This is a genomic window from Burkholderia paludis (genome assembly GCF_000732615.1).
GTDB lineage: Bacteria > Pseudomonadota > Gammaproteobacteria > Burkholderiales > Burkholderiaceae > Burkholderia > Burkholderia paludis.
In genome coordinates, this window is record NZ_JPGL01000055.1 from 17,583 (window position 1) to 36,279 (window position 18,697).

Sequence of the window (18,697 nt, forward strand, 5' to 3'; positions counted from 1 at the left end):
GGTTCAGGTTCCGATCTGGTGGCGGGTGCGCGCGAGCAGGATCACGGGCACGAGCCCGGCGAGCACGATCGCGAGCGCGGCGACCGCGCCTTCCTCGTAGGTGCCGCGCGCGGCTTCCGCATACAGCCAGGTCGCGAGCGTGTCGAAGTTCAGCGGCCGCAGCAGCAGCGTCGCCGGCAATTCCTTCATCGCATCGACGAACACCAGCAGCGCGCTCGTCGTGAGCGCGGGCCGCAGCAGCGGCAGGTGCACGCGGCGCAGCGTGCCGCCGGCCGTTTCGCCGAGCGAGCGCGATGCCTGTTCGAGCGACGGCGGAATGCGCGCGAGGCCGGCCTCGATGCTGCCGGCCGGGATCGCGAGAAAGCGCACGGTATAGGCGATCACGAGCGCGGCCGCCGAACCCATCAGCAGCAGCCCGTCGCGATCGAACGCGGCGCCGAACAGCCGGTCGGCCGCGGTGAACGGGATCAGCAGGCCGATCGCCAGCACGGTGCCCGGCACCGCGTAGCCGAGGCTCGCGATCCGCGCGCACGCGCGGCCCGGGCCCGCATGGGCGCTGTCGCGTTGCGCGCGCGCGGCCCAGGCGACGACGAGCCCGCAGGCGAGCGTCGCGGCGGTGGCGGCCGCGGCGATCGTCAGCGTGTTCGCGAGCCCCGTCATCAGTTGGGCGGACACGCCGCCGACCAGATGCAGCCGCGTGGCCGTCTCCACCGCGAGGTACGCGGCCGGCGCGCCGAAGCCGAGCAGCACGGGCAGCCAGCCGAGCGCGGCGGCGCCCCATGCGGCCGCGCCGTTCAGGCGGCGCGGTGAGATCGGCCGCATGCGCCGGCCGTGCGCGTAGCGCTGGCGGCGCCGCCCGTAGCGTTCGAGCACGATCATGCCGACGACGATCGCGAGCATCGCGAGCGCGATCTGCGCGGCGCCGGCGAGATCGGAGCGGGTGATCCAGGTCGTGTAGACGGACACGGTGAGCGTCTGTACCCCGAGGAATTCCGACGCGCCGATGTCGTTCAGCGTCTCGAGCAGCGCGAGACTCACGCCGACCGCGATCGCGGGCCGCGCGAGCGGCACCACGACGCGCCAGAACGTCGCGATGCGTCCCGCGCCGAGCGTGCGCGCGGCTTCGAGCAGGCTTGCCGACTGCGTGACGAACATCGCGCGCGTGCTCAGGTACACATACGGATACAGCACGAAGCCCAGCACGAAGATCGCGCCGGGCAGCGAGCGCAGGTCGGGCAGGCGGAACTGGCGCGGGCTGTCGAAGCCGAGCAGCCAGCGGATCGCGCCCTGCACGGGGCCGATCGGGTGCAGCAGGTCGAGATAGGCGAACGCGACGATGTAGGTGGGCACTGCCAGCGGCAGCAGCAGCGCCCACGTCAGCATCCGCCGGCCCGGGAAGTCGTAGGCGGTCACGAGCCATGCGCAGCCCGTGCCGACGATCGACACGATCGCGCCTACGCCCGCGAGCAGCAGCAATGTATTGACGAGCGCCCGCGGCAGCACGAATTCGGCGAGATGGCGCCAGTGCGCGAGATCGGCGCCGAGCGCGGCGGCCACGAGCACCGCGAGCGGCGCCGCGACCGCCGCGGCGATCGCCAGCGCGGCGAGCAGCCACAGGCTGTCCGCGCGCGGCCGCAGGCGCGGCCGGAACGGGACGCGATGCGCGCCGGCGGGCGACGCGTCAGTTGTCAAAACCGACCTTGTCGACGAGCTGGCTGGCCTGCTTGCGATGCTTCGCGATGTCGGTCAGCGGCAGCGGATCGATCTTCAGCATACCGAAGCCCGCGATCACCGGGTCGAGCTTCACGTTCGCGCGTACCGGGTATTCGTAGTTCGCCTGCGCATACAGTGCCTGCGCTTCCGGCGATACGAGGTATTCGAGCAGTTTCACCGCGTTGGCCTTGTTCGGCGCGTACTTCGCGACCGTCGCGCCGCTGATGTTGACGTGCGTGCCGCCGCTCTTCGCGTTCGCGAACGTCGGCCGGACGACCTTGATCGCGTCGCCCCACTTGCGCGCATCGCTGCCGGGCTCCGCATGCTTCATGTGGCCGACGTAATACGCGTTCGCGAGGCCGACGTCGCAGATGCCGCCGAGGATGTCGCGCGCGACGTCGCGGTCGCCGCCCGTCGCCTTGCGCGCGAGGTTCGCCTTCACGCCGCGCAGCCACTTCTCGGTCGCGGCTTCGCCGTCGTGCGCGATCATCGCCGCGACGAGCGCCGTGTTGTACGGATGCTGGCCCGAGCGGATGCAGACCTTGCCCTTCCATTTCGGATCGGCGAGATCCTCGTAGCGGAACGTGTCGACCTTCAGGTCCTTTTCGACGTACAGCACGCGGTCGCGCAGCGACAGCGCGTACCAGTCGCCGTTCGCGCCGCGCAGGTTCGCGGGAATCGCGTCGTCGAGCACCTTCGAGCGCACCGGCTGCGACAGGCCGCCGTCGACGAGATCGAGCAGGTTGCCGACGTCGACCGTCATCAGCACGTCGGCCGGCGACTGCGCGCCTTCCGCTTTCACGCGTTCGAGCAGGCCGTCCTTCACGAACACCGTGTTGACCTTGACGCCGCTCTGCTTCGTGAACGCGTCGATGAGCGGCTGGATCAGTTTCGGCTCGCGTGTGGTGTACAGGCTCACTTCCTCGGCCGCCTGGGCCGGCGGCGCGAATGCGGCCGCGGCAAGGGCGAGGGCGCCGGCAAGCGGCAACAGGCGGGGGCGCGGATTCGACATGAAGACTCCGGAGCGGCAGTGGACGATGGGAGCGTTCCGGGGCGCACCTGCCGCTCAGGCAACCCGAAACATTACAAAATGAAAGATTCCGGATTCTAGATCGAAATGGGAATGGTTATCAAATGAAAGCGCGCGCCGGCAGGCGCGGAAGACGGGAAGGCGAGGGGAAACGGCGCGTCGCGGCGGGGGCGCAAGCGCGTAGAATGCCGGCTTCGACGAATTTGACGGAACCGCCCCGACCATGAACGATCAGCGCAAGAAGAACCCAGTCCGCAACGTGAGCATCCTGATCGTCGTCGCCGTCCTGCTCGTGATCGGGACGATCCTGTACAACGCGATTTCGCAGAAGCACGCGTACGACGAGGCCCATCCGGCCGAGGCCGCGAGCGCCGCATCGCACTGACGCACCGGTCGCGGCCCGGTCGGGCCGCGCACGGTTCGTGCGGCAGGTGGGAGAGGGGGCGGCTTCCGGCACGGCAGGCGCCGGGCGAAGCCGTGCAACGGACGGGCGCCCGCGCGGGCGCGCCGCGCAGGGGGATCAGCCGTGCGTCAACGTGACGCAGGTGCGAACTTCGGGCGGATCCGTGCGTAGAACACCGCCGCGAGCAGCGCGAGCCAGGCCGCGCCGACGTACAGTGCGACGCGCGTGTCCTCGAACCAGCCGAGCATCACGATCACGAAGCCCATGAACGCGATCGTCAGCGCCGGTGCGACCGGCCACATCGGCACCTTGAACTTCAGCGCCGCGATTTCGGCGTTCGACAGGCGGCGGCGCATCGCGACCTGCGACAGCAGGATCATCAGCCAGACCCACACGGTCGCGAACGTCGCGATCGCCGCGACCATCAGGAACACGTCCTTCGGCATCAGGTAGTTGAGCAGCACGCCGACGAGCAGCGCGACCGCCATCACGAGCACGGTGACCCACGGCACCCCGTGCCGCGAGGTCGTCATCAGCACGCGCGGCGCCTGGCCCTGCCGCGCCATCCCGAACATCATCCGGCCCGCGCCGAAGATGTCGCTGTTGATGGCCGAGATCGCCGCGCTGATCACGACCAGGTTGAGGATTGTCGCGGCCGACTTCACGCCGAGCGCGGAGAAGATCTGCACGAACGGGCTGCCGTCGCTGCCGACGCCCGTCCACGGGCTGATCGACATCAGCACGACCATCGTCAGTACATAGAACAGCAGGATCCGCGCGGGCACCGCGTTGATCGCGCGCGGAATCACGCGCTCCGGGTCCTTCGCCTCGCCGGCGCTCATCCCGATCACCTCGATCCCGCCGTACGCGAAGATCACGACCGACAGCGACGCGATCAGCCCGCCGATCCCGTTCGGCAGGAAGCCGCCGTGGTTCCACAGGTTCGCGAACGTCGGCGCGTCGGCCGAATGGCCGAAGTGCATGCCGCTCAGCAGGATCGCGACGCCGCCGCCGATCATCGCGACGATCGCGCCGACCTTGATGATCGACAGCCAGAATTCGAGTTCGCCGAACACCTTCACGTGGCACAGGTTCAGCCCGCAGATGATCGCGACGACGCCGAGCACCCAGATCCATTGCGGGACATCGGGAAACCAGAAGCCCATGTAGATGCCGAACGCGGTGATGTCGGCGATCGCGACGATCACCATTTCGAGCGTATAGGTCCAGCCGGTGACGAAGCCCGCGAACGGGCCGAGGTTCTCGGTCGCATAGTGGCCGAACGAGCCGGCGACGGGATCGCGCACGGCCATCTCGCCGAGTGCGCGCATCACCATGTAGACGGCCGCGCCGCCGAGGAGGTAGGCGAGGATCACGGCCGGGCCGGCGAGCTGGATCGCGGACGCCGAGCCGTAGAACAGGCCCGTGCCGATTGCCGAACCCAGCGCGAGGAAGCGGATGTGCCGCGCGCTCAGGTGGCGCTGCAAGTTTTTCATCGAGTCTCCGATATCGTTATGCGGCGGATCGGGCGACCGAAGCCGGCCCGACTGGCTCAAGTTGTCTATACAACTTAAATATGAACAAATGATAACAAGCCGGGCCGGTCGGCCGGAATCGGGTATTCCCTGACTGGCGCAACGGACGCAACAGGGGGCCGGGCGAGCGCGCGACGGGCGGGCGTGTCGCGTGGAGCGGGCGGGTCATGCTTCGGGGGACTGGATCAGGGGCGCCGGGGCCGCTGCGCTGCATGCGCGGGCGGCCGCCGGCCGGGTCTGGCTGTGCTCAGGCGGGCAGGCGGATCACGCTTGCGTCCTTGCGGATCAGCAACGACGACGCGAGCATCTGCTTGCACTGGTGCGCGAGCACTTTCAGGTCGTGCGTGAGCTCGGCGCCCACCGCGTCCGACCGTTCCGCGGACACGACCATGGCATCGAGATCGCGCGTGATCTGCTTGCTTGCCTCGAGCTGGTGGGCGGGCGGCGGCTCGCCGGCCTCCGCTTTTTCGAGATTCTCGAGTACCGCCGCGAGGCCGCGGTGCAGCGCGTCGTCGTGGACGAGGCTGTCGTCGGCCGAGCACGCGTTGCGGATCAGCGGGGCGGCGGCCGTGATCTGCGCGCCGAGCACGTGCGTCTGCACGAGCAGGTCGTTCAGTTCCGGCACGAAGCGCTGGTGCGCCTTCGGCTCGATCATCATGCGCTGGAATGCCTGGCCGAGGTTCGCGAACGCGATGTGCACGTCCTTGCGCGCGAGGCGGTAGCGGTAGTCGTCGTCGAGCGTCGCGGCCGGGGTTTCGACCGCCGCGGCCACCCCGGGCACGACGGCCGCGCCGTCGGCGGCCGGCACGGGCGGCGGCGACGCGCCGCGCCCGGCACGCCAGACGGCCTCGAAATACTTGCGCGTGGCGGTGAGCATGTCGGCAACCTGCTTGCCCATCAGCCGGTATTCCCAGTACGGGAACAACCGGCTCGCGGCGATCGCGATCATGCAGCCGACCACGGTGTCGATCGCGCGCTCGCCGATGATCCGCATGCTGCCCGGCGCGAGCAGGTGGAACATCAGCAGCACGTACGACGACGTGAACACGACGCTCGCCGCGTAGTTGAACAGCAGCAGGCTGTAGCTCATCACCATCGACCCGAACATGATCGCGATCAGCAGGTGCGGCTCCTTCACGGTGTAGATCAGCGCGATGCTCGCCGCACAGCCGATCAGCGTGCCGATGATCCGCTGCGCGTTGCGCTGCTTGGTGAGCGAATAGCCGGGCTTCAGGATGATGATGGTCGTCATCACGATCCAGTAGGCGTTCGTGAGCGGCAGCAGCCGGCCGATCCAGAAGCCGACCGCGACCGCGATCGTCACGCGCAGCGCGTGACGGAAGCTCGGCGAGCGCATGTTCAGGTTCGAGAAGATCAGCAGCGGCGACATCCGGCGGCGCTGCAGGAAGCGCGTGAGCGCCTTGTCGATCTTCAGTTCGGTTTTCTGCGGATCGGCGTGACCGGACAGGTTGCGGCGCATCCGGTCGATCAGGCGCGTCGCGCTCCAGATGCGCCGGAACGTCGCGAGCACGGCCGCATAGGCTTCCGCGTTGGTGGCCGCGAAGTTCTTCTTGCGCATCAGCTCGATCTCGTATTCGATCGCGCGCAGTTCGGCCTTCACGCTGATCCGCGAATGCGGTGCGCGGTTCTCGAGCACCGCGAGGCCAATCTCCTCGAGGTCGGCCGCCGCCTTGCGGATCAGGTCGCGATAGAAAATGATCAGATCCGAGCCGCCGAACGTGTTGCGCACCAGCGGGTAATCGGTGTGCGCGCCGACGAACAGCTCGTGCAGATCGACGCTGTTGATGAACAGGTTGTACATCGTCGTGCGGCCGGGATCGAGCTTGCCGCGCCGCAGCTTCGGCAGGTTGCGCAGCACGATGTCGCGCGCGGTTTCCTGCGTTTCGACCGCCGTGATCTGCTTGGCGACCAGGTTGCGGTAGCACTCGTCGAGATCGGCGTCGAGATCGTAGAACTGCGCGCGCGCGAGCAGGTAGTCGGCGCACGCGAACAGGCTCTCGGCGAGCGCCTGCTGCTCGATCCGGCGCGCCTGCCATTGCGACACGAGCGTGGCCCAGTACGTGTACCAGAGGCCGCCCGCGAGAATCCAGCCGGCGTTGACGAACGCCTGCAGCGGCGTGAATTTCTCCTCGAGCGTCATCACCATCATGAACAGCGTCGCGAAGCTGATCTGCGGCCAGCGGTTGCCGTAGACGACGATCAGCGACAGCACGAACGTGAGCGGCACGATCGTGAGCCACAGCGCGAAGATGTTCGGCGTGGCGAGGCCGGTTGCGAGCGCGGCGAGGAAACCGATCACGCTGCACGCGAGCATTTCGTTCTGCTTGTACTTGAGCGGGCCCGGCATGTCGACGACGCAGGCGCCGAGCGCGCCGGTCGAGATCGTGAAGCCGAGCTCCCGGTTGTTGAACACGATCAGGCACAGCACGGCCGGCAGCGAGACGCCGATCGCGATCCGCAGGCCGCCGAAAAAGTACTGGCTGTAGAAAAACTTTCTGATTTCGACCGAATAGCGCATCGATGGGCTGAATGGCAGACGAAGACGCCCGGAGGCGGCGTATTGACTGGCGACGAGTCTATCGTATTTCACGGCGCCCAAACCCCTGGCCTTCCGGCCGATTCTCGCGGCCGCGGCCCTTTGCTATCCTTGGTGCTCCTGTTCGCCCGGCTGGCCCGGCGCGACGTACCGACGCCCGCTTCATGCTCCATCTCTTCTATTCGAACCGTCACGAGACACTGGCCGACGCGCTGCTCGAGGATCTGGCCGCGTTCCCGGCCCGCAACGGGCCGTGGGCGCCGCAGCAGGTCATCGTGCCGAGCGCGGCGCTGCGCCGCCGTCTCGAGCTCGACATCGCCGCGCGCAACGGCGTGTGCGCGAACGTCGAGTTCACGTATCTCGCGCAATGGCTGTGGGCGCAGATCGGCCGCGTGCTGACGGTGCCCGCGCGTTCTCCGTTCGCACCCGACCGCCTCGTGTGGCGCTGCTACCGGCTGTTCGCGCAGGCGGCCGGCGGCGCGCCGTGGCTCGCGTCGCCGCGGCTGGCAGCGTATCTGTCCGCGTCCGACGACGCGATGCGCTACGAGCTCGCGCACCGCGTCGCGGCCGTGCTCGACCATTACCTGACCTATCGCCCCGAATGGCTCGCGGCGTGGCAGGCCGGCGAGTCGGTGCTCGCGGGCGACGCCGCGCCGCGCGGGATCGGCGATGCCGCACGCGACGACGAACGCTGGCAGGCCGCGCTGTGGCGCGCGCTGCTCGCCGAACTGAGCGACAGCGGCACGCCGCCCGCGCACCGCTTCCTCGTCGAGGCGCGCCACCTCGATCCTGAAACCGTCGCGCGCGCCGACTGGCCGGAATCGGTCAGCGTGTTCGCGCTGCCGACCATGCCGCCGCTGCATGTCGCGCTGCTGCGCGAGCTGTCGCGCTGGATCGACGTGCGCGTCTATGCGCTGAACCCGTGCCGCGAATTCTGGTTCGACATCGTGACCGCCGCGCATGCCGAGGCGCTCGACGCGGCGGGCCGGCTCGACTACCAGGAAGTCGGCCACCCGCTGCTCGCCGAATGGGGCAGGCAGACGCAGGCGCAACTGCACATGCTGCACGAACTGACCGAAAGCGCCGCATCGGGCGATGCGTCGCGTTTCGTCGAGAATCCCGCGCCGACCTGGCTCGCGCGCGTGCAGAACGCGATCCTCGAACTGCAGCCGGAGGCGCAAGCCGGCGGCGCGCCGGCCGAGCGCGGCATCGAGGTGCACGTGTGTCACAGCCTGGCGCGCCAGCTCGAGGTGCTGCACGACCGGCTGCTCGCGTGGTTCGACGCCGACGCGAGCCTGCAGCCGTCCGACGTGCTGGTCGCGGTGGCCGACCTCGCGGCGGCCGGGCCGCTGATCGACGCGGTGTTCGGCACCGCCGGCGCCGGCGGCGCGCGCGTGCCGTACCGGATCACCGGCCTGCCGCCGTCGCAGGCGAACCCGGTCGCGCGCGTGCTGCTCGACTGGCTCGCATTGCCGGAGCGGCAGGTCGGCGCGCCGGAGCTGGTCGAATGGTTGCGCGTCGACGCGGTGGCGGCGCGCTACGGCATCGACGCGGCCGCGCTCGAGACGGTGCAGACCTGGCTCGCGGCAGCCGGCGCGCGGCGCGGGCTGTCGCCGCTCGCGAGTGACGACGCGGCCGTGCCGTCGCCGCGCCATACGTTCTCCGATGCGCTCGCGCGGCTTTTTCTCGGCTATGCGATGCCGGAAGGCGCGGCGCCGGTCGGCGCATGGCTGCCGATCGAGGCGGCCACCGGCAGCGAGGCCGAGCTGCTCGGCCGGCTCGCGCGCTTCACCGACGATCTCGACGGCTTCGCGCGGCAACTCGGCGAAGCGCACACGCCGCGCGGCTGGAGCGAACTCTTCGCCGACACGCTCGCACGTTTCTTCGATTCGGGCGCCGCGCATGCGGACGCGCTCGCGGGCGTGCGCGACGCGCTCGACGCGATGCTGGCCGCGATGACGGAGGGCGCACCCGACGAAGCGCTGCCGGCGGCCGTCGTCCGGGCGGGGCTGGCCGCCGCGCTCGACGATCCGGCGCGCGGCGGGGTGCCGTGGGGCGGCGTCACGTTCTCGTCGCTGACGAGCTTGCGCGGCCTGCCGTATCGCGTCGTCTGCCTGCTCGGGATGGACGACGGCGTGCTGCCGAGCCTCGCGCGCGCGGACGAATTCGACCTGATGGCCGTGTTGCCGAAGCTCGGCGACCGGCAGCGCCGCGACGACGAGCGCAACCTGTTCCTCGACCTGCTGCTCGCCGCGCGCGACCGGTTGCTGATCGCGTACACGGGCCGCAGCATCCGCGACAACGCGCCGTTGCCGCCGGCGGCGCTCGTCGACGAACTGCTCGACCACCTGGCGCTCGTCACGGCCGGGCCCGACGCCGCGCCGGACGCGGTCGATGCCGCGCGGCGCGCGTTCGTCGTCGAACATCCGCTGCAACCGTTCGCGGCCGCGTATTTCCAGCCCGGCAGCGGGCTCGCCTCCTATGACGCCGAGCGCGCGACACTCGCGTCGCTGCTGGCCGCCGAGGCGGCGCGCGACGCTCCGCGCGAGCAGCCGTTCTTCGCGCAGCCGCTGCCGGTCGAACCGGTCGAGCCGGTCGCATTCGGCGAGTTCGAACGTTTCTGGCGGCATCCCGCGCGTGCGCTGCTGCGTGCACGGCTGGGCATCGTGCTCTCCGACGTGCAGGCCGAACTGCTCGACACGGAGCCGTTCGCGCTCGACTTCGCCGGCAGCGACGCGCTCGCCGAGCGCGTGCTGCCGCTGCTGATCGAATCGGGCGACGGGGCCGTGCACGATCACGCGCTGCGCATTGCGGACGCGAGCCCGGAATTGCCGGGCGGCGCGACGGGCGCCGTATGGCGCGACCAGGCGCTCGGCTCGATGTCGCAACTGGCGTCGAACGTGCGCCGCGCGCTGGCCGAGGGCATGGAACGTCGGCCGTTCTCGCTCGTCGTGGTGCCGGCGTGGCCGGATACGGATCAGGCGCTGTTCGGCGCCGACGACGCGATGCTGTCGGCCGACGCGGTAAGCGCACCGCTCGAATTGCACGGCACGCTGAACCGGCTGACGCCGGCCGGGCAGATCATCTATCGCTATGCGCGGCCGAGTGCGCGCGACTACCTGTCCGCGTGGCTCGCGCATCTCGTCTATTGCGCGGTCGAACCGGACGGCCCGCGCCGCACGTTGTGGTTCGGCAGCGGCGGCGCGTTCGAGCTGACGCCCGTCGCGGCGCCGCTCGAGCGGCTCGCGCCGCTGGCCGCGCTGTTTCGCGCCGGGCGGCGCATGCCGCTGCGGTTTTTCCCGCGCAGCGCATGGGCGAGGGTGTCCGACGGGGAGGCCAAGGCCGCGAGCGTCTGGATCAACGAGCGCGTCGTGAGCGAGGCCGACGATCCGGCCATCGCGATCGCATGGCGCGGCGCGCATGCGTCGCTCGACGAGCCGTTCGGCACGCTCGCGCGGCTCGTGTTCGAGCCGCTCGTCGAGCATCTGAAGGAGGTCGCATGAGTGTCGTGACGCAGCAGTCCGCGCTCGAACTCGACGTGTTCGCGTGCCCGCTCGACGGCGTCAACCAGATCGAGGCGTCGGCGGGCACCGGCAAGACCTGGAACATCTGCGCGCTGTACGTGCGCCTGTTGCTGGAGAAGGACCTCGGCGCGGACGAGATCCTCGTCGTGACCTTCACGAAGGCAGCGACGGCCGAACTGCACGAGCGGATTCGCAGTCGGCTCGCGCAGCTCGCGCACGCGCTCGACACGGGGGACGACGGCGGCGATCCGTTCATCGGGCGCCTGCTCGACACGACGCTCGGCGAACACGGCGCGCTCGATCCCGAAACCGCCGCGAAGCGGATCCGGCGCGCGCTGCGCGCATTCGACCAGGCCGCGATCCATACGATCCACGCGTTCTGCCAGCGCGCGCTGCAGGAAGCGCCGTTCGCGGCCGCGATGCCGTTCGCGTTCGACATGGAGGCCGACGATGCGGCGCTGCGCTTCGAACTCGCGGCGGATTTCTGGCGCACGCGGGTCGAACCGGCCGCCGCGCGCTGGCCGGGCTTCGCGATCTGGCTGGTCGAGTCGGGCGCGGGCCCGGCCGCGCTCGATGCACAGCTCGCGCGCCGGCTGAAGAAGCCGCTCGCGGCGCTGCGCTGGGACGGCGTGACCGAGCCGGACGAAGCCGCCGAGGCGGCCGCGGCCGAATGCTTCGCGGAGGCCGCGCGGATGTGGGCGGCCGAGCGCGATGCAATCGGCGCGTTGCTGCACGCGGCGCAACCCGTGCTCAACCAGCGCTCGCACAAGCCCGACGCTGTTGCCGATGCGCTCGACGCGTGGGCCGCGCATTTCGCGCAGGGCGAAGCGGCGGCCGCGTTGCCGAAGGCGGCGCTGAAGCTCACGCGCACCGCGCTGGCGAAGGCGACGAAAAAAGGCGGCGCGACGCCCGAACATGCATTCTTCGACGTGGCCGACGCGCTCGAGGCGGCCGTGGCGGCAGCCGAGGCCGCGCAGCGCGCGCGCTGGCTCGCGCTGATCGCCGACTGGCTCGACATGGCGCCGGGCGAGCTGGCCGAGCGCAAGCGCACGCGGCGCATCGTGTCGTTCGACGACCTGCTCGCGAACCTTTACCACGCGCTGCATGCGCACCCGTGGCTCGCGCAGACGCTGCGCGCGCGCTATCCGGCCGCCCTGATCGACGAGTTCCAGGATACCGACCCGCTGCAGTTCGCGATCTTCGACCGGATCTTCGCGCCGGGCGGCCCGCTGTTTCTCGTCGGCGATCCGAAGCAGGCGATCTACAGCTTCCGCGCGGCCGACCTGCACACCTATCTTGCCGCGCGCGCACGTGCGAGCGCGTGCTATACGCTCGCGGTCAACCAGCGCTCGACGCCGGCAATCGTCGATGCGTGCAACCGCTTCTTCATGTCGAATCCGCGCGCGTTCGTGCTCGACGGGCTCGACTATTACCCGGTGCGCGCGGGCACGCGCGTGCGTGCGCCGTTCGTCGACGAAACCGATCCGGGCCCGGCCGGCGACTTCCGGGTCTGGGCATTGCCGGGTGGCGAGGGCACGCTGCTCAAGCGCGACGCGCAGGCGCAGGCCGCCCAGGCCTGCGCGGCCGAGATCGCGCGGCTGATGCGCGGCGCGCGCGAGGGGCGCGTGCGGCTGGGCGACGCGCCGTTGTCGCCGGGCGACATCGCGGTGCTCGTGCAGACGCACCGGCAAGGCAGCCTGGTGAAACGCGTGCTGGCCACGTGGGGCATCGGCAGCGTCGAGCTGGCGCAGGCCTCGGTGTTCTCGACCGGCGACGCCGAGCAGCTCGAACGCGTACTGGCGGCGATCGACGCGCCGGGCGACCTGCGGCGTCTGCGCGCGGCGCTCGCGTCCGACTGGTTCGGCCTCGATGCCGGCGCGCTGTGGCGAATGGAGCAGGGCGACGGCGATGCGGCGCGCGAAGCGCCGGCGGCCGACGGCGCCGACGCGATGAGCTGGGTCGAGCGCTTCTCGCGCTATCGGCTGTTGTGGCGCGAGCGCGGGTTCGCGGTGATGTGGCGCACGTTCACGCGCGAGCTGCGGATCGCCGAGCGGCTGATGGCCGGCGCGGACGGCGAGCGCCGCGTGACCGACCTCAATCACCTGGCCGAACTGACGCAGGCTCGCGCGTCCGCCCAGCCGGGCATCGCGCCGACGCTGCGCTGGCTCGCCGCGCAGCGGCTCGACGGCGGCGGCGAGGAAGCGCAGTTGCGGCTCGAATCCGATCGCAACCTCGTGCAGATCGTCACCGTGCACAAGTCGAAAGGCCTGGAGTATGCGATCGTCTTCTGTCCATTCCTGAACGACGGCGGGTTGCGCGAGCCGCCGTCGTCCGCGTTGCCGGATGCCCGCGAGTATCACGACGACGCGGGCGACGCGGTGCTGCATTACGGATGCGACGACGAGGCGGCCGCGCACGCGGCAAGGCAGGCGATGCGCGAGCAGGCCGCGGAACGCGCCCGGCTTGTCTACGTGGCGCTCACACGCGCGGTGTATCGCTGCTATGTCGTCGCCGGGCCGTACCTGTCGTCGCGCTCGACGCGCGAGGCGCGGCGCAGCGTGCTGAACTGGCTGGTCGCCGGCGCCGGCCAGCCGTTCGACGCGTGGCTCGACGAGCCGCCCGACGAAGCCGCGCTCGACGCGGCGTGGCGCGCGCTCGCGGGCGGCCCCGTGAGCGTCGCGCCGCTGCCAGCGCCCGCGCGCCGCGAGCGTCTCGCGGCGGGGCACGACGCAGCGCAGACGCTCGCGGCGCGCCACGCGACGCGCATGCTGCGCGATGCGTGGCGGATGGCGAGCTTCAGTTCGCTGACCGCATCGATGGCGCGCGAGGAGGCGGGCGTCGCGGCCGTGCCGGACGACGAACTGCGGCCCGATCACGATGCGCTCGCCGAGGTGACGCCCGATGGCGCGTCGCTGCTGGCCGACACGGTGGCGCCCGAACCGCCGGACGACGACATCCTCGTGTTCCCGCGCGGCGCGGCGGCGGGCGAGTGCCTGCACCGCCTGTTCGAACTGAGCCGGTTCACGCAGCCCGACTCGTGGCACGCGGCCGCGCTCGGCGCGCTGCACGACCGGCCGGTCGAGGCCGAGCCCGAACTCGCGCCGCGCCTGCCGGCCATGATGGCGCGGCTGGTCGGCGATGTCGTGTGCACCGAGCTCGTGCCGGGCATGCGGCTCGCCGATCTCGATCCCGCGAAGCGGCTCGACGAAATGGGTTTCCTGTTCCCGGCGCCGGCGCTCGACCTGACGGCGCTGCGCCGGCTGCTGGTCGCGCACGGCTACCCGGACGTTGCACTCGAGGCGGGCACGCTCGCCGGTTTCATCAAGGGTTTCATCGACATGATCGTCGAACACGACGGCCGCTTCTGGATCGTCGACTGGAAGTCGAACCATCTCGGCACGACGCCGGATGCCTACGGCCCGCGCGCGCTCGACGTCGCGATGGCCGACCACGCCTATCACCTGCAGGCGCTGCTCTATACGGTCGCGCTGCATCGCTACCTGCGCGGGCGGCTGCCCGACTACGATTACGACACGCACATCGCGGGCTACCTGTACCTGTTCGTGCGCGGCGTGCGGCCCGACTGGCGCAGCGGCGGCGAGCCGGCCGGCGTGCATGCGCGGCGGCCGGCGCGCGAACTCGTCGACGCACTCGACCGGATGATGGACGGGGGCCGCGCATGAACGCATCCGACGACACGCTCGAATTTACCGGCGGCCTCGTTGCACGGCTGCCCGAACCGGCCGATTTCGGCATCGCGCTCGCGGAAGGCTTTGCACGTCGCATCGGCGACCTCGCGCGCCGCGCCGGCGCGCCGGCCGCGTCCGCGCGCTGGGCGGCGCGCGCCGCGTTCGCAACGAGCCGCGCGACCGCCGGCGGTCACGTCTGCGTCGCGCTCGGCGCGCTCGCGCAGCGCTACGAAGCGCCGCTCGACGACGTGCGCGCGGCGCTTGCCGCGAGCGGCGTGGTCGCGTTCGGCACGCTCGCGCGCGGCGACGAGCGGCCGCTGATCGTCGACCGGCACGACCACCTGTACCTGTCGCGCTATTTCGACTACGAGCGGCGCCTGGCCGATGCGCTCGTGGCGCAGGCCGGGGCGGCGGCGCCGGACGGCGGCCTGTCGCCCGACCGGTTGCGCGACAGCCTCGCGCGCTACTTCGGGCCCGCGACCGGCGAGGTCGACTGGCAGCGCGTCGCGGCGATCGTGGCGCTGACGGGGCGCGTGACGATCGTCAGCGGCGGCCCCGGCACGGGCAAGACGACGACCGTCGTCGGCGTGCTGGCGTGCCTGCTCGATGCTCACCCGGGTTTGCGCATCGCACTGGCCGCGCCGACCGGCAAGGCCGCGCAGCGGATGCAGGAAGCGCTGCATGCGCGGGCCGGCGACCTGCCGCCCGAACTCGCGGCGCACCTGCCCGACACGTCGTACACGCTGCATCGGCTGCTGGGCGGCGGCGGGGCGGCCGGCTTCCGGCATCATCGCGACAATCCGCTGCCGTACGACCTGATCGTCGTCGACGAGGCGTCGATGATCGACGTCGCGCTCGCCGCGCATCTGCTCGACGCGCTCGCACCGGGCGCCCGGCTCGTGCTGCTCGGCGACAAGGATCAACTGGCCGCGGTCGAGGCGGGCGCCGTGTTCGCGGAGCTGAGCGCGCGGCCGGCGTTTACCGCCGCGGCGCGCACGCGCATCGCGCAGGCGCTCGGCATCGACGAGGCGGCGTTCGTCGCGGCGTTGCCGGTGCCGGACGAAACGGCAACCGCCGCGGTTCCGGCGGCGAATCCGGTTGCCGCCGCGACCCGTGCCCCGGCATCTCCGCCGGCATCCGCCGTTGCCGTCGCAGCCGTTCGCAAACGGGCGGCGCGGCCGAAAGCCGATGCGCGACAGGCATCGCTGTTCGACGACGAGCCGCAGGATGACGATGCATCCTCGGCCGAAGCGGGGGCGCCCCCGGCCGCCGGCCCGATGCCGGCCGAAACCGGCGAGGCGGCTGGAGCGGGCGTCGCGGGCGTCGTGGGCGACGACTCCGCGTGGATCGGCGCCGACGAACTCGCGTGGCTCGATACCGTCGAGCTGCCGCCGTTCGACGCAGGCGACGCGGCGCTTGCGTCGGTCGCGTCGGCCTGGCCGGGCGACCCTGCCGCCGCTTCCGCCACGCAAGTGCCTGCCTCCGCGCCCGCGCCGCTCGCGGACTGCGTCGTCTGGCTCGAGCGCAATTACCGCTTCGGTCTCGATTCGCCGATCGGGCGGCTGTCGCTCGCGATCCGCCGCGGCGACGTGCAGGCCGCGCTCGATGCGCTCCCCGCGGACGACGCGGCTGCCGCGTCGTTCCACGACGATGCGGGCGATACGCTCGCATCGTCGACGGTCGAGCGGCTTGCGCGCCGGTTCGGCGCTTACCTCGATGCGTTGCGCGACGCGCTGGCCGCGCCGGCGCCCGATCCGCTGCCGCTGTTCGATGCGCTCAACCGGTTCCGGATCCTGTGCGCGACCCGCAACGGCTCGCGCGGCGCGGAGCACGTCAATGCGCTCGTGGCCGCGCATGTGCGGCATGCGGCGCGCGTGCCGCTGGCGGTCGGCGCGCACTGGTTTGCCGGGCGGCCGATCATGGTGACCCGCAACGACTATGCGCTCGGGTTGTTCAACGGCGATATCGGCATCGCGTTGCCCGACGCGCACGGTGTGCTGCGCGTGTGGTTCAGGCGTGCGGACGGCACCGCGCGCGCGGTGTCGCCGGCCGCGCTGCCGCCACACGAAACCGCGTTCGCGCTGACGGTCCACAAGTCGCAGGGCTCGGAATTCGACGAAGCCTCGCTCGTGTTGCCGGCCTCGTTCAGCCGGGTGCTCACGCGCGAACTCGTGTACACGGCCGTCACGCGAGCCCGCTCGCGCGTGCAGGTGATCGGGCCGCGGCGCGTGCTGGCGCAAGCGGTCGCGACGCGCACGCAGCGCGATTCCGGGCTCGCGGCCCGGGTCGACGAAGCGCTCGCCCGGCATCGCATGGAGGTGTCGCGATGATGATCCGCTATACGCTCGATCCGGCCGACGTCGAATGGACGGCCGTGCGCGCACAGGGTGCGGGCGGGCAGAACGTGAACAAGGTCTCGAGCGCGATCCACCTGCGCTTCGATATCCGTGCGTCGTCGCTGCCGCCCGTCATCAAGGAGCGGCTGCTCGCGCTGTCCGACCAGCGCATCACGCGCGACGGCGTCGTGGTGATCAAGTCGCAGGAATATCGCACCCAGGAGAAGAACCGCGAAGCCGCGCTGGCGCGGCTCGATACGCTGATCGGCAGCGTCGCGTTCACGCCGCGCGCGCGGGTCGCCACGCGGCCGACGCGCGCATCGAAGGAACGGCGGCTCGAGCACAAGTCGCGCCGCAGCGCGGTGAAGTCGGGAAGAGGGCGGGTGGACGACTGACGAACGGAAGCGCAACCGCAACCGCAACCGGCGGCAGGCGTGCCGGCCGCCTGGTCGCCCGCCGCCGCGCCGGCTATCGCATCACGGTTCCGGCGCTGTCGAGCACGAAGTCGACGCAGAACACGACGAGCCGGCTCTGCGCGCGGATCGCGACGGCGGCCGTGTAGCAGTCGCGGCCTTCGGTCAGCGAGAAATGCGGGCCCATCAGCGCGACGCGCCCGGGCGCGGCGATCGCGCGCTGGAAGTACGGGCGCCGCGACCAGTTGCTGTGGGTTTCCGGAAACAGCGGCGCAAGCCGGGTGGCAGCCGACTGGCCGTCGTCGGTGTGCGCGCCGATCGACGGCAGGAACTGCTCGCCGGTTTCGTCGGTGACGAACACGCGGCGCGCGGCCGGCACCGCGAACACGCGTTGCGCGGCGTCCTGCAGGTTGCCGCTCGCGGAAAACGCGGCCGCGCCGGTGAGCACCAGCCGCTCGATTGCGTCGAAGCCCGGCTGCTCGGCGGCGACCGGCGTGTGCCGGCGGGCGATGAAGCGTTGCCACGCGGCGTCGAGCATCGCGGGGGCGGCCGCGCTCGCGTGCGCGATCGATGCATCGGGCTGGCCGAACTGGAAACCCTGCACGAAATCGATATCGGCTTCCATCAGCGCCTGCAGTGCGTCGTCGCTTTCGACGCCCTCGGCGAGCACCATCGCGCCGGCCTGATGCAGCATCGACACGAGGTGGTGCATGATGCGGCGATCGTCGGTCGACCCGGTCGAGCGCTCGACGAGCGAGCGGTCGAGCTTGACGATGTCGGGCCGCGTGCGCCACACGCGGTCGAAGTTCGAGAATCCCGTGCCGAAATCGTCGATCGCGATCAGGAAGTCGCGATGCTGGATCATGTCGATCGTGCGGGCGAGCGCGGCTTCGTCGCGCGCCGGTTGCTCGACGACCTCCAGCACGATGCGGTTCGGCGGCAGCGTGAAATGCCGGCACAGCGCCTCGACGAATTCGCGCTGCACCAGGCCCGAATCGAGCACGCGCGGCGTCACGTTCAGGAACAGCCAGCCGTCGCCGATGCCCTGCGCGACGAAGTTGGCCGTGTGCAGGCAGCGCGCGAGCCGGTCGAGCAGCAGCGCGTCGGCGTCGGCGCGGGTCTTGTCGAACAGCGCGGCGGGCGAGATCAGCGTGCCGTTCGCATCGACGACGCGCAGCAGCGCCTCGTAGCCGACGACCCGCTTGTGCGTGATCGACAGTACCGGCTGGAACACGCTGCGCAGCGTCGTGGTGCGATAGGTGGCGATCCAGCCGCCTGGCGTCGGCGTGAGGCGTTCGAGCAGGGAGTCGAGCGAGAGGTCGCGGGCGGTCTTCATGTCAACGGCGCCCTGGCGCGAACGGCGGGGCGGCAGCGCGCCGCCGTGCCGAAGCAGTCGCACGCGCCGGCGGACGCGAAAGGACGAGGCACATCGTGACCGCCTTCTGCGGGTAAGTGTTCGCAGTGTAGCGGGAATGCGGCGGCTCGCGTATCAGGGAA

General features: G+C 71.0%; 10 protein-coding genes. 5 read left to right on the forward strand and 5 right to left on the reverse strand.

The window, feature by feature from the left end; translation table 11 throughout:
* Positions 1-3 precede the first annotated feature (3 nt).
* Complete coding sequence (locus tag GQ56_RS0128245) at positions 4-1,692, reverse strand: ABC transporter permease (RefSeq protein ID WP_031401851.1); 1,689 nt, start codon at positions 1,690-1,692, stop codon at positions 4-6.
* Positions 1,682-2,725 (reverse strand): Fe(3+) ABC transporter substrate-binding protein, encoded by a 1,044-nt coding sequence (locus tag GQ56_RS0128250; protein WP_031401852.1) that lies wholly within the window; start codon positions 2,723-2,725, stop codon positions 1,682-1,684. Before GQ56_RS0128250 ends, GQ56_RS0128245 begins: the two co-directional genes overlap by 11 nt.
* A gap of 241 nt (positions 2,726-2,966) precedes the next feature.
* On the opposite strand from GQ56_RS0128250, the gene GQ56_RS46105 reads away from it, so the two are divergent.
* Positions 2,967-3,128 carry a hypothetical protein gene (locus GQ56_RS46105; protein ID WP_006476417.1) on the forward strand — a complete coding sequence of 54 codons (162 nt, stop codon included), beginning with the start codon at positions 2,967-2,969 and terminating at the stop codon, positions 3,126-3,128.
* Positions 3,129-3,274: 146 nt separating this feature from the next.
* Here the strand turns inward: GQ56_RS46105 and GQ56_RS0128260 are convergent, their stop codons facing one another.
* Together GQ56_RS0128260 and GQ56_RS0128265 are read right to left on the reverse strand one after the other, a co-directional pair.
* Positions 3,275-4,642: an amino acid permease gene (locus GQ56_RS0128260; RefSeq protein ID WP_031401853.1), complete on the reverse strand. Its 1,368-nt coding sequence runs from the start codon at positions 4,640-4,642 to the stop codon at positions 3,275-3,277.
* A 286-nt stretch (positions 4,643-4,928) separates the two neighbouring features.
* Positions 4,929-7,220, reverse strand: a complete 2,292-nt coding sequence (locus GQ56_RS0128265; RefSeq protein ID WP_031401854.1) for an FUSC family protein — start codon at positions 7,218-7,220, stop codon at positions 4,929-4,931.
* A gap of 182 nt (positions 7,221-7,402) precedes the next feature.
* Here GQ56_RS0128265 and recC point away from each other — a divergent pair, with 182 nt between their 5' ends.
* Genes recC through arfB form a run of 4 tightly spaced genes read left to right on the forward strand, consistent with a single transcriptional unit; the run spans position 7,403 to position 17,182 of the window.
* Positions 7,403-10,741, forward strand: a complete 3,339-nt coding sequence (gene recC, locus GQ56_RS0128270; protein ID WP_031401855.1) for an exodeoxyribonuclease V subunit gamma — start codon at positions 7,403-7,405, stop codon at positions 10,739-10,741.
* Positions 10,738-14,445, forward strand: coding sequence for an exodeoxyribonuclease V subunit beta (recB, locus tag GQ56_RS0128275; protein WP_031401856.1), 3,708 nt, complete (start codon positions 10,738-10,740; stop codon positions 14,443-14,445). Before recC ends, recB begins: the two co-directional genes overlap by 4 nt.
* A complete protein-coding gene (locus tag GQ56_RS0128280) occupies positions 14,442-16,781 on the forward strand; it encodes an AAA family ATPase (protein WP_031401857.1) in 2,340 nt (779 codons plus the stop codon). The genes recB and GQ56_RS0128280 overlap by 4 nt, the downstream gene beginning before the upstream one ends.
* Entirely contained in the window at positions 16,778-17,182 is a 405-nt protein-coding gene (gene arfB, locus GQ56_RS0128285; protein WP_031401858.1) for an alternative ribosome rescue aminoacyl-tRNA hydrolase ArfB, read from the forward strand. Before GQ56_RS0128280 ends, arfB begins: the two co-directional genes overlap by 4 nt.
* A 73-nt stretch (positions 17,183-17,255) precedes the next feature.
* Here arfB and GQ56_RS0128290 read toward each other — a convergent pair whose 3' ends face one another.
* Complete coding sequence (locus tag GQ56_RS0128290; protein ID WP_031401859.1) at positions 17,256-18,536, reverse strand: sensor domain-containing phosphodiesterase; 1,281 nt, start codon at positions 18,534-18,536, stop codon at positions 17,256-17,258.
* Positions 18,537-18,697: the final 161 nt, after the last annotated feature.

Coding starts and splice junctions, on each gene's coding strand:
- GQ56_RS0128250 (WP_031401852.1), bottom strand. CDS start 2,725: ATGTCGAATCCGCGCCCCCGCCTGTTGCCGCTTGCCGGCGCCCTCGCC.
- GQ56_RS46105 (WP_006476417.1), top strand. CDS start 2,967: ATGAACGATCAGCGCAAGAAGAACCCAGTCCGCAACGTGAGCATCCTG.
- GQ56_RS0128260 (WP_031401853.1), bottom strand. CDS start 4,642: ATGAAAAACTTGCAGCGCCACCTGAGCGCGCGGCACATCCGCTTCCTC.
- GQ56_RS0128265 (WP_031401854.1), bottom strand. CDS start 7,220: ATGCGCTATTCGGTCGAAATCAGAAAGTTTTTCTACAGCCAGTACTTT.
- recC (WP_031401855.1), top strand. CDS start 7,403: ATGCTCCATCTCTTCTATTCGAACCGTCACGAGACACTGGCCGACGCG.
- recB (WP_031401856.1), top strand. CDS start 10,738: ATGAGTGTCGTGACGCAGCAGTCCGCGCTCGAACTCGACGTGTTCGCG.
- GQ56_RS0128280 (WP_031401857.1), top strand. CDS start 14,442: ATGAACGCATCCGACGACACGCTCGAATTTACCGGCGGCCTCGTTGCA.
- arfB (WP_031401858.1), top strand. CDS start 16,778: ATGATGATCCGCTATACGCTCGATCCGGCCGACGTCGAATGGACGGCC.
- GQ56_RS0128290 (WP_031401859.1), bottom strand. CDS start 18,536: ATGAAGACCGCCCGCGACCTCTCGCTCGACTCCCTGCTCGAACGCCTC.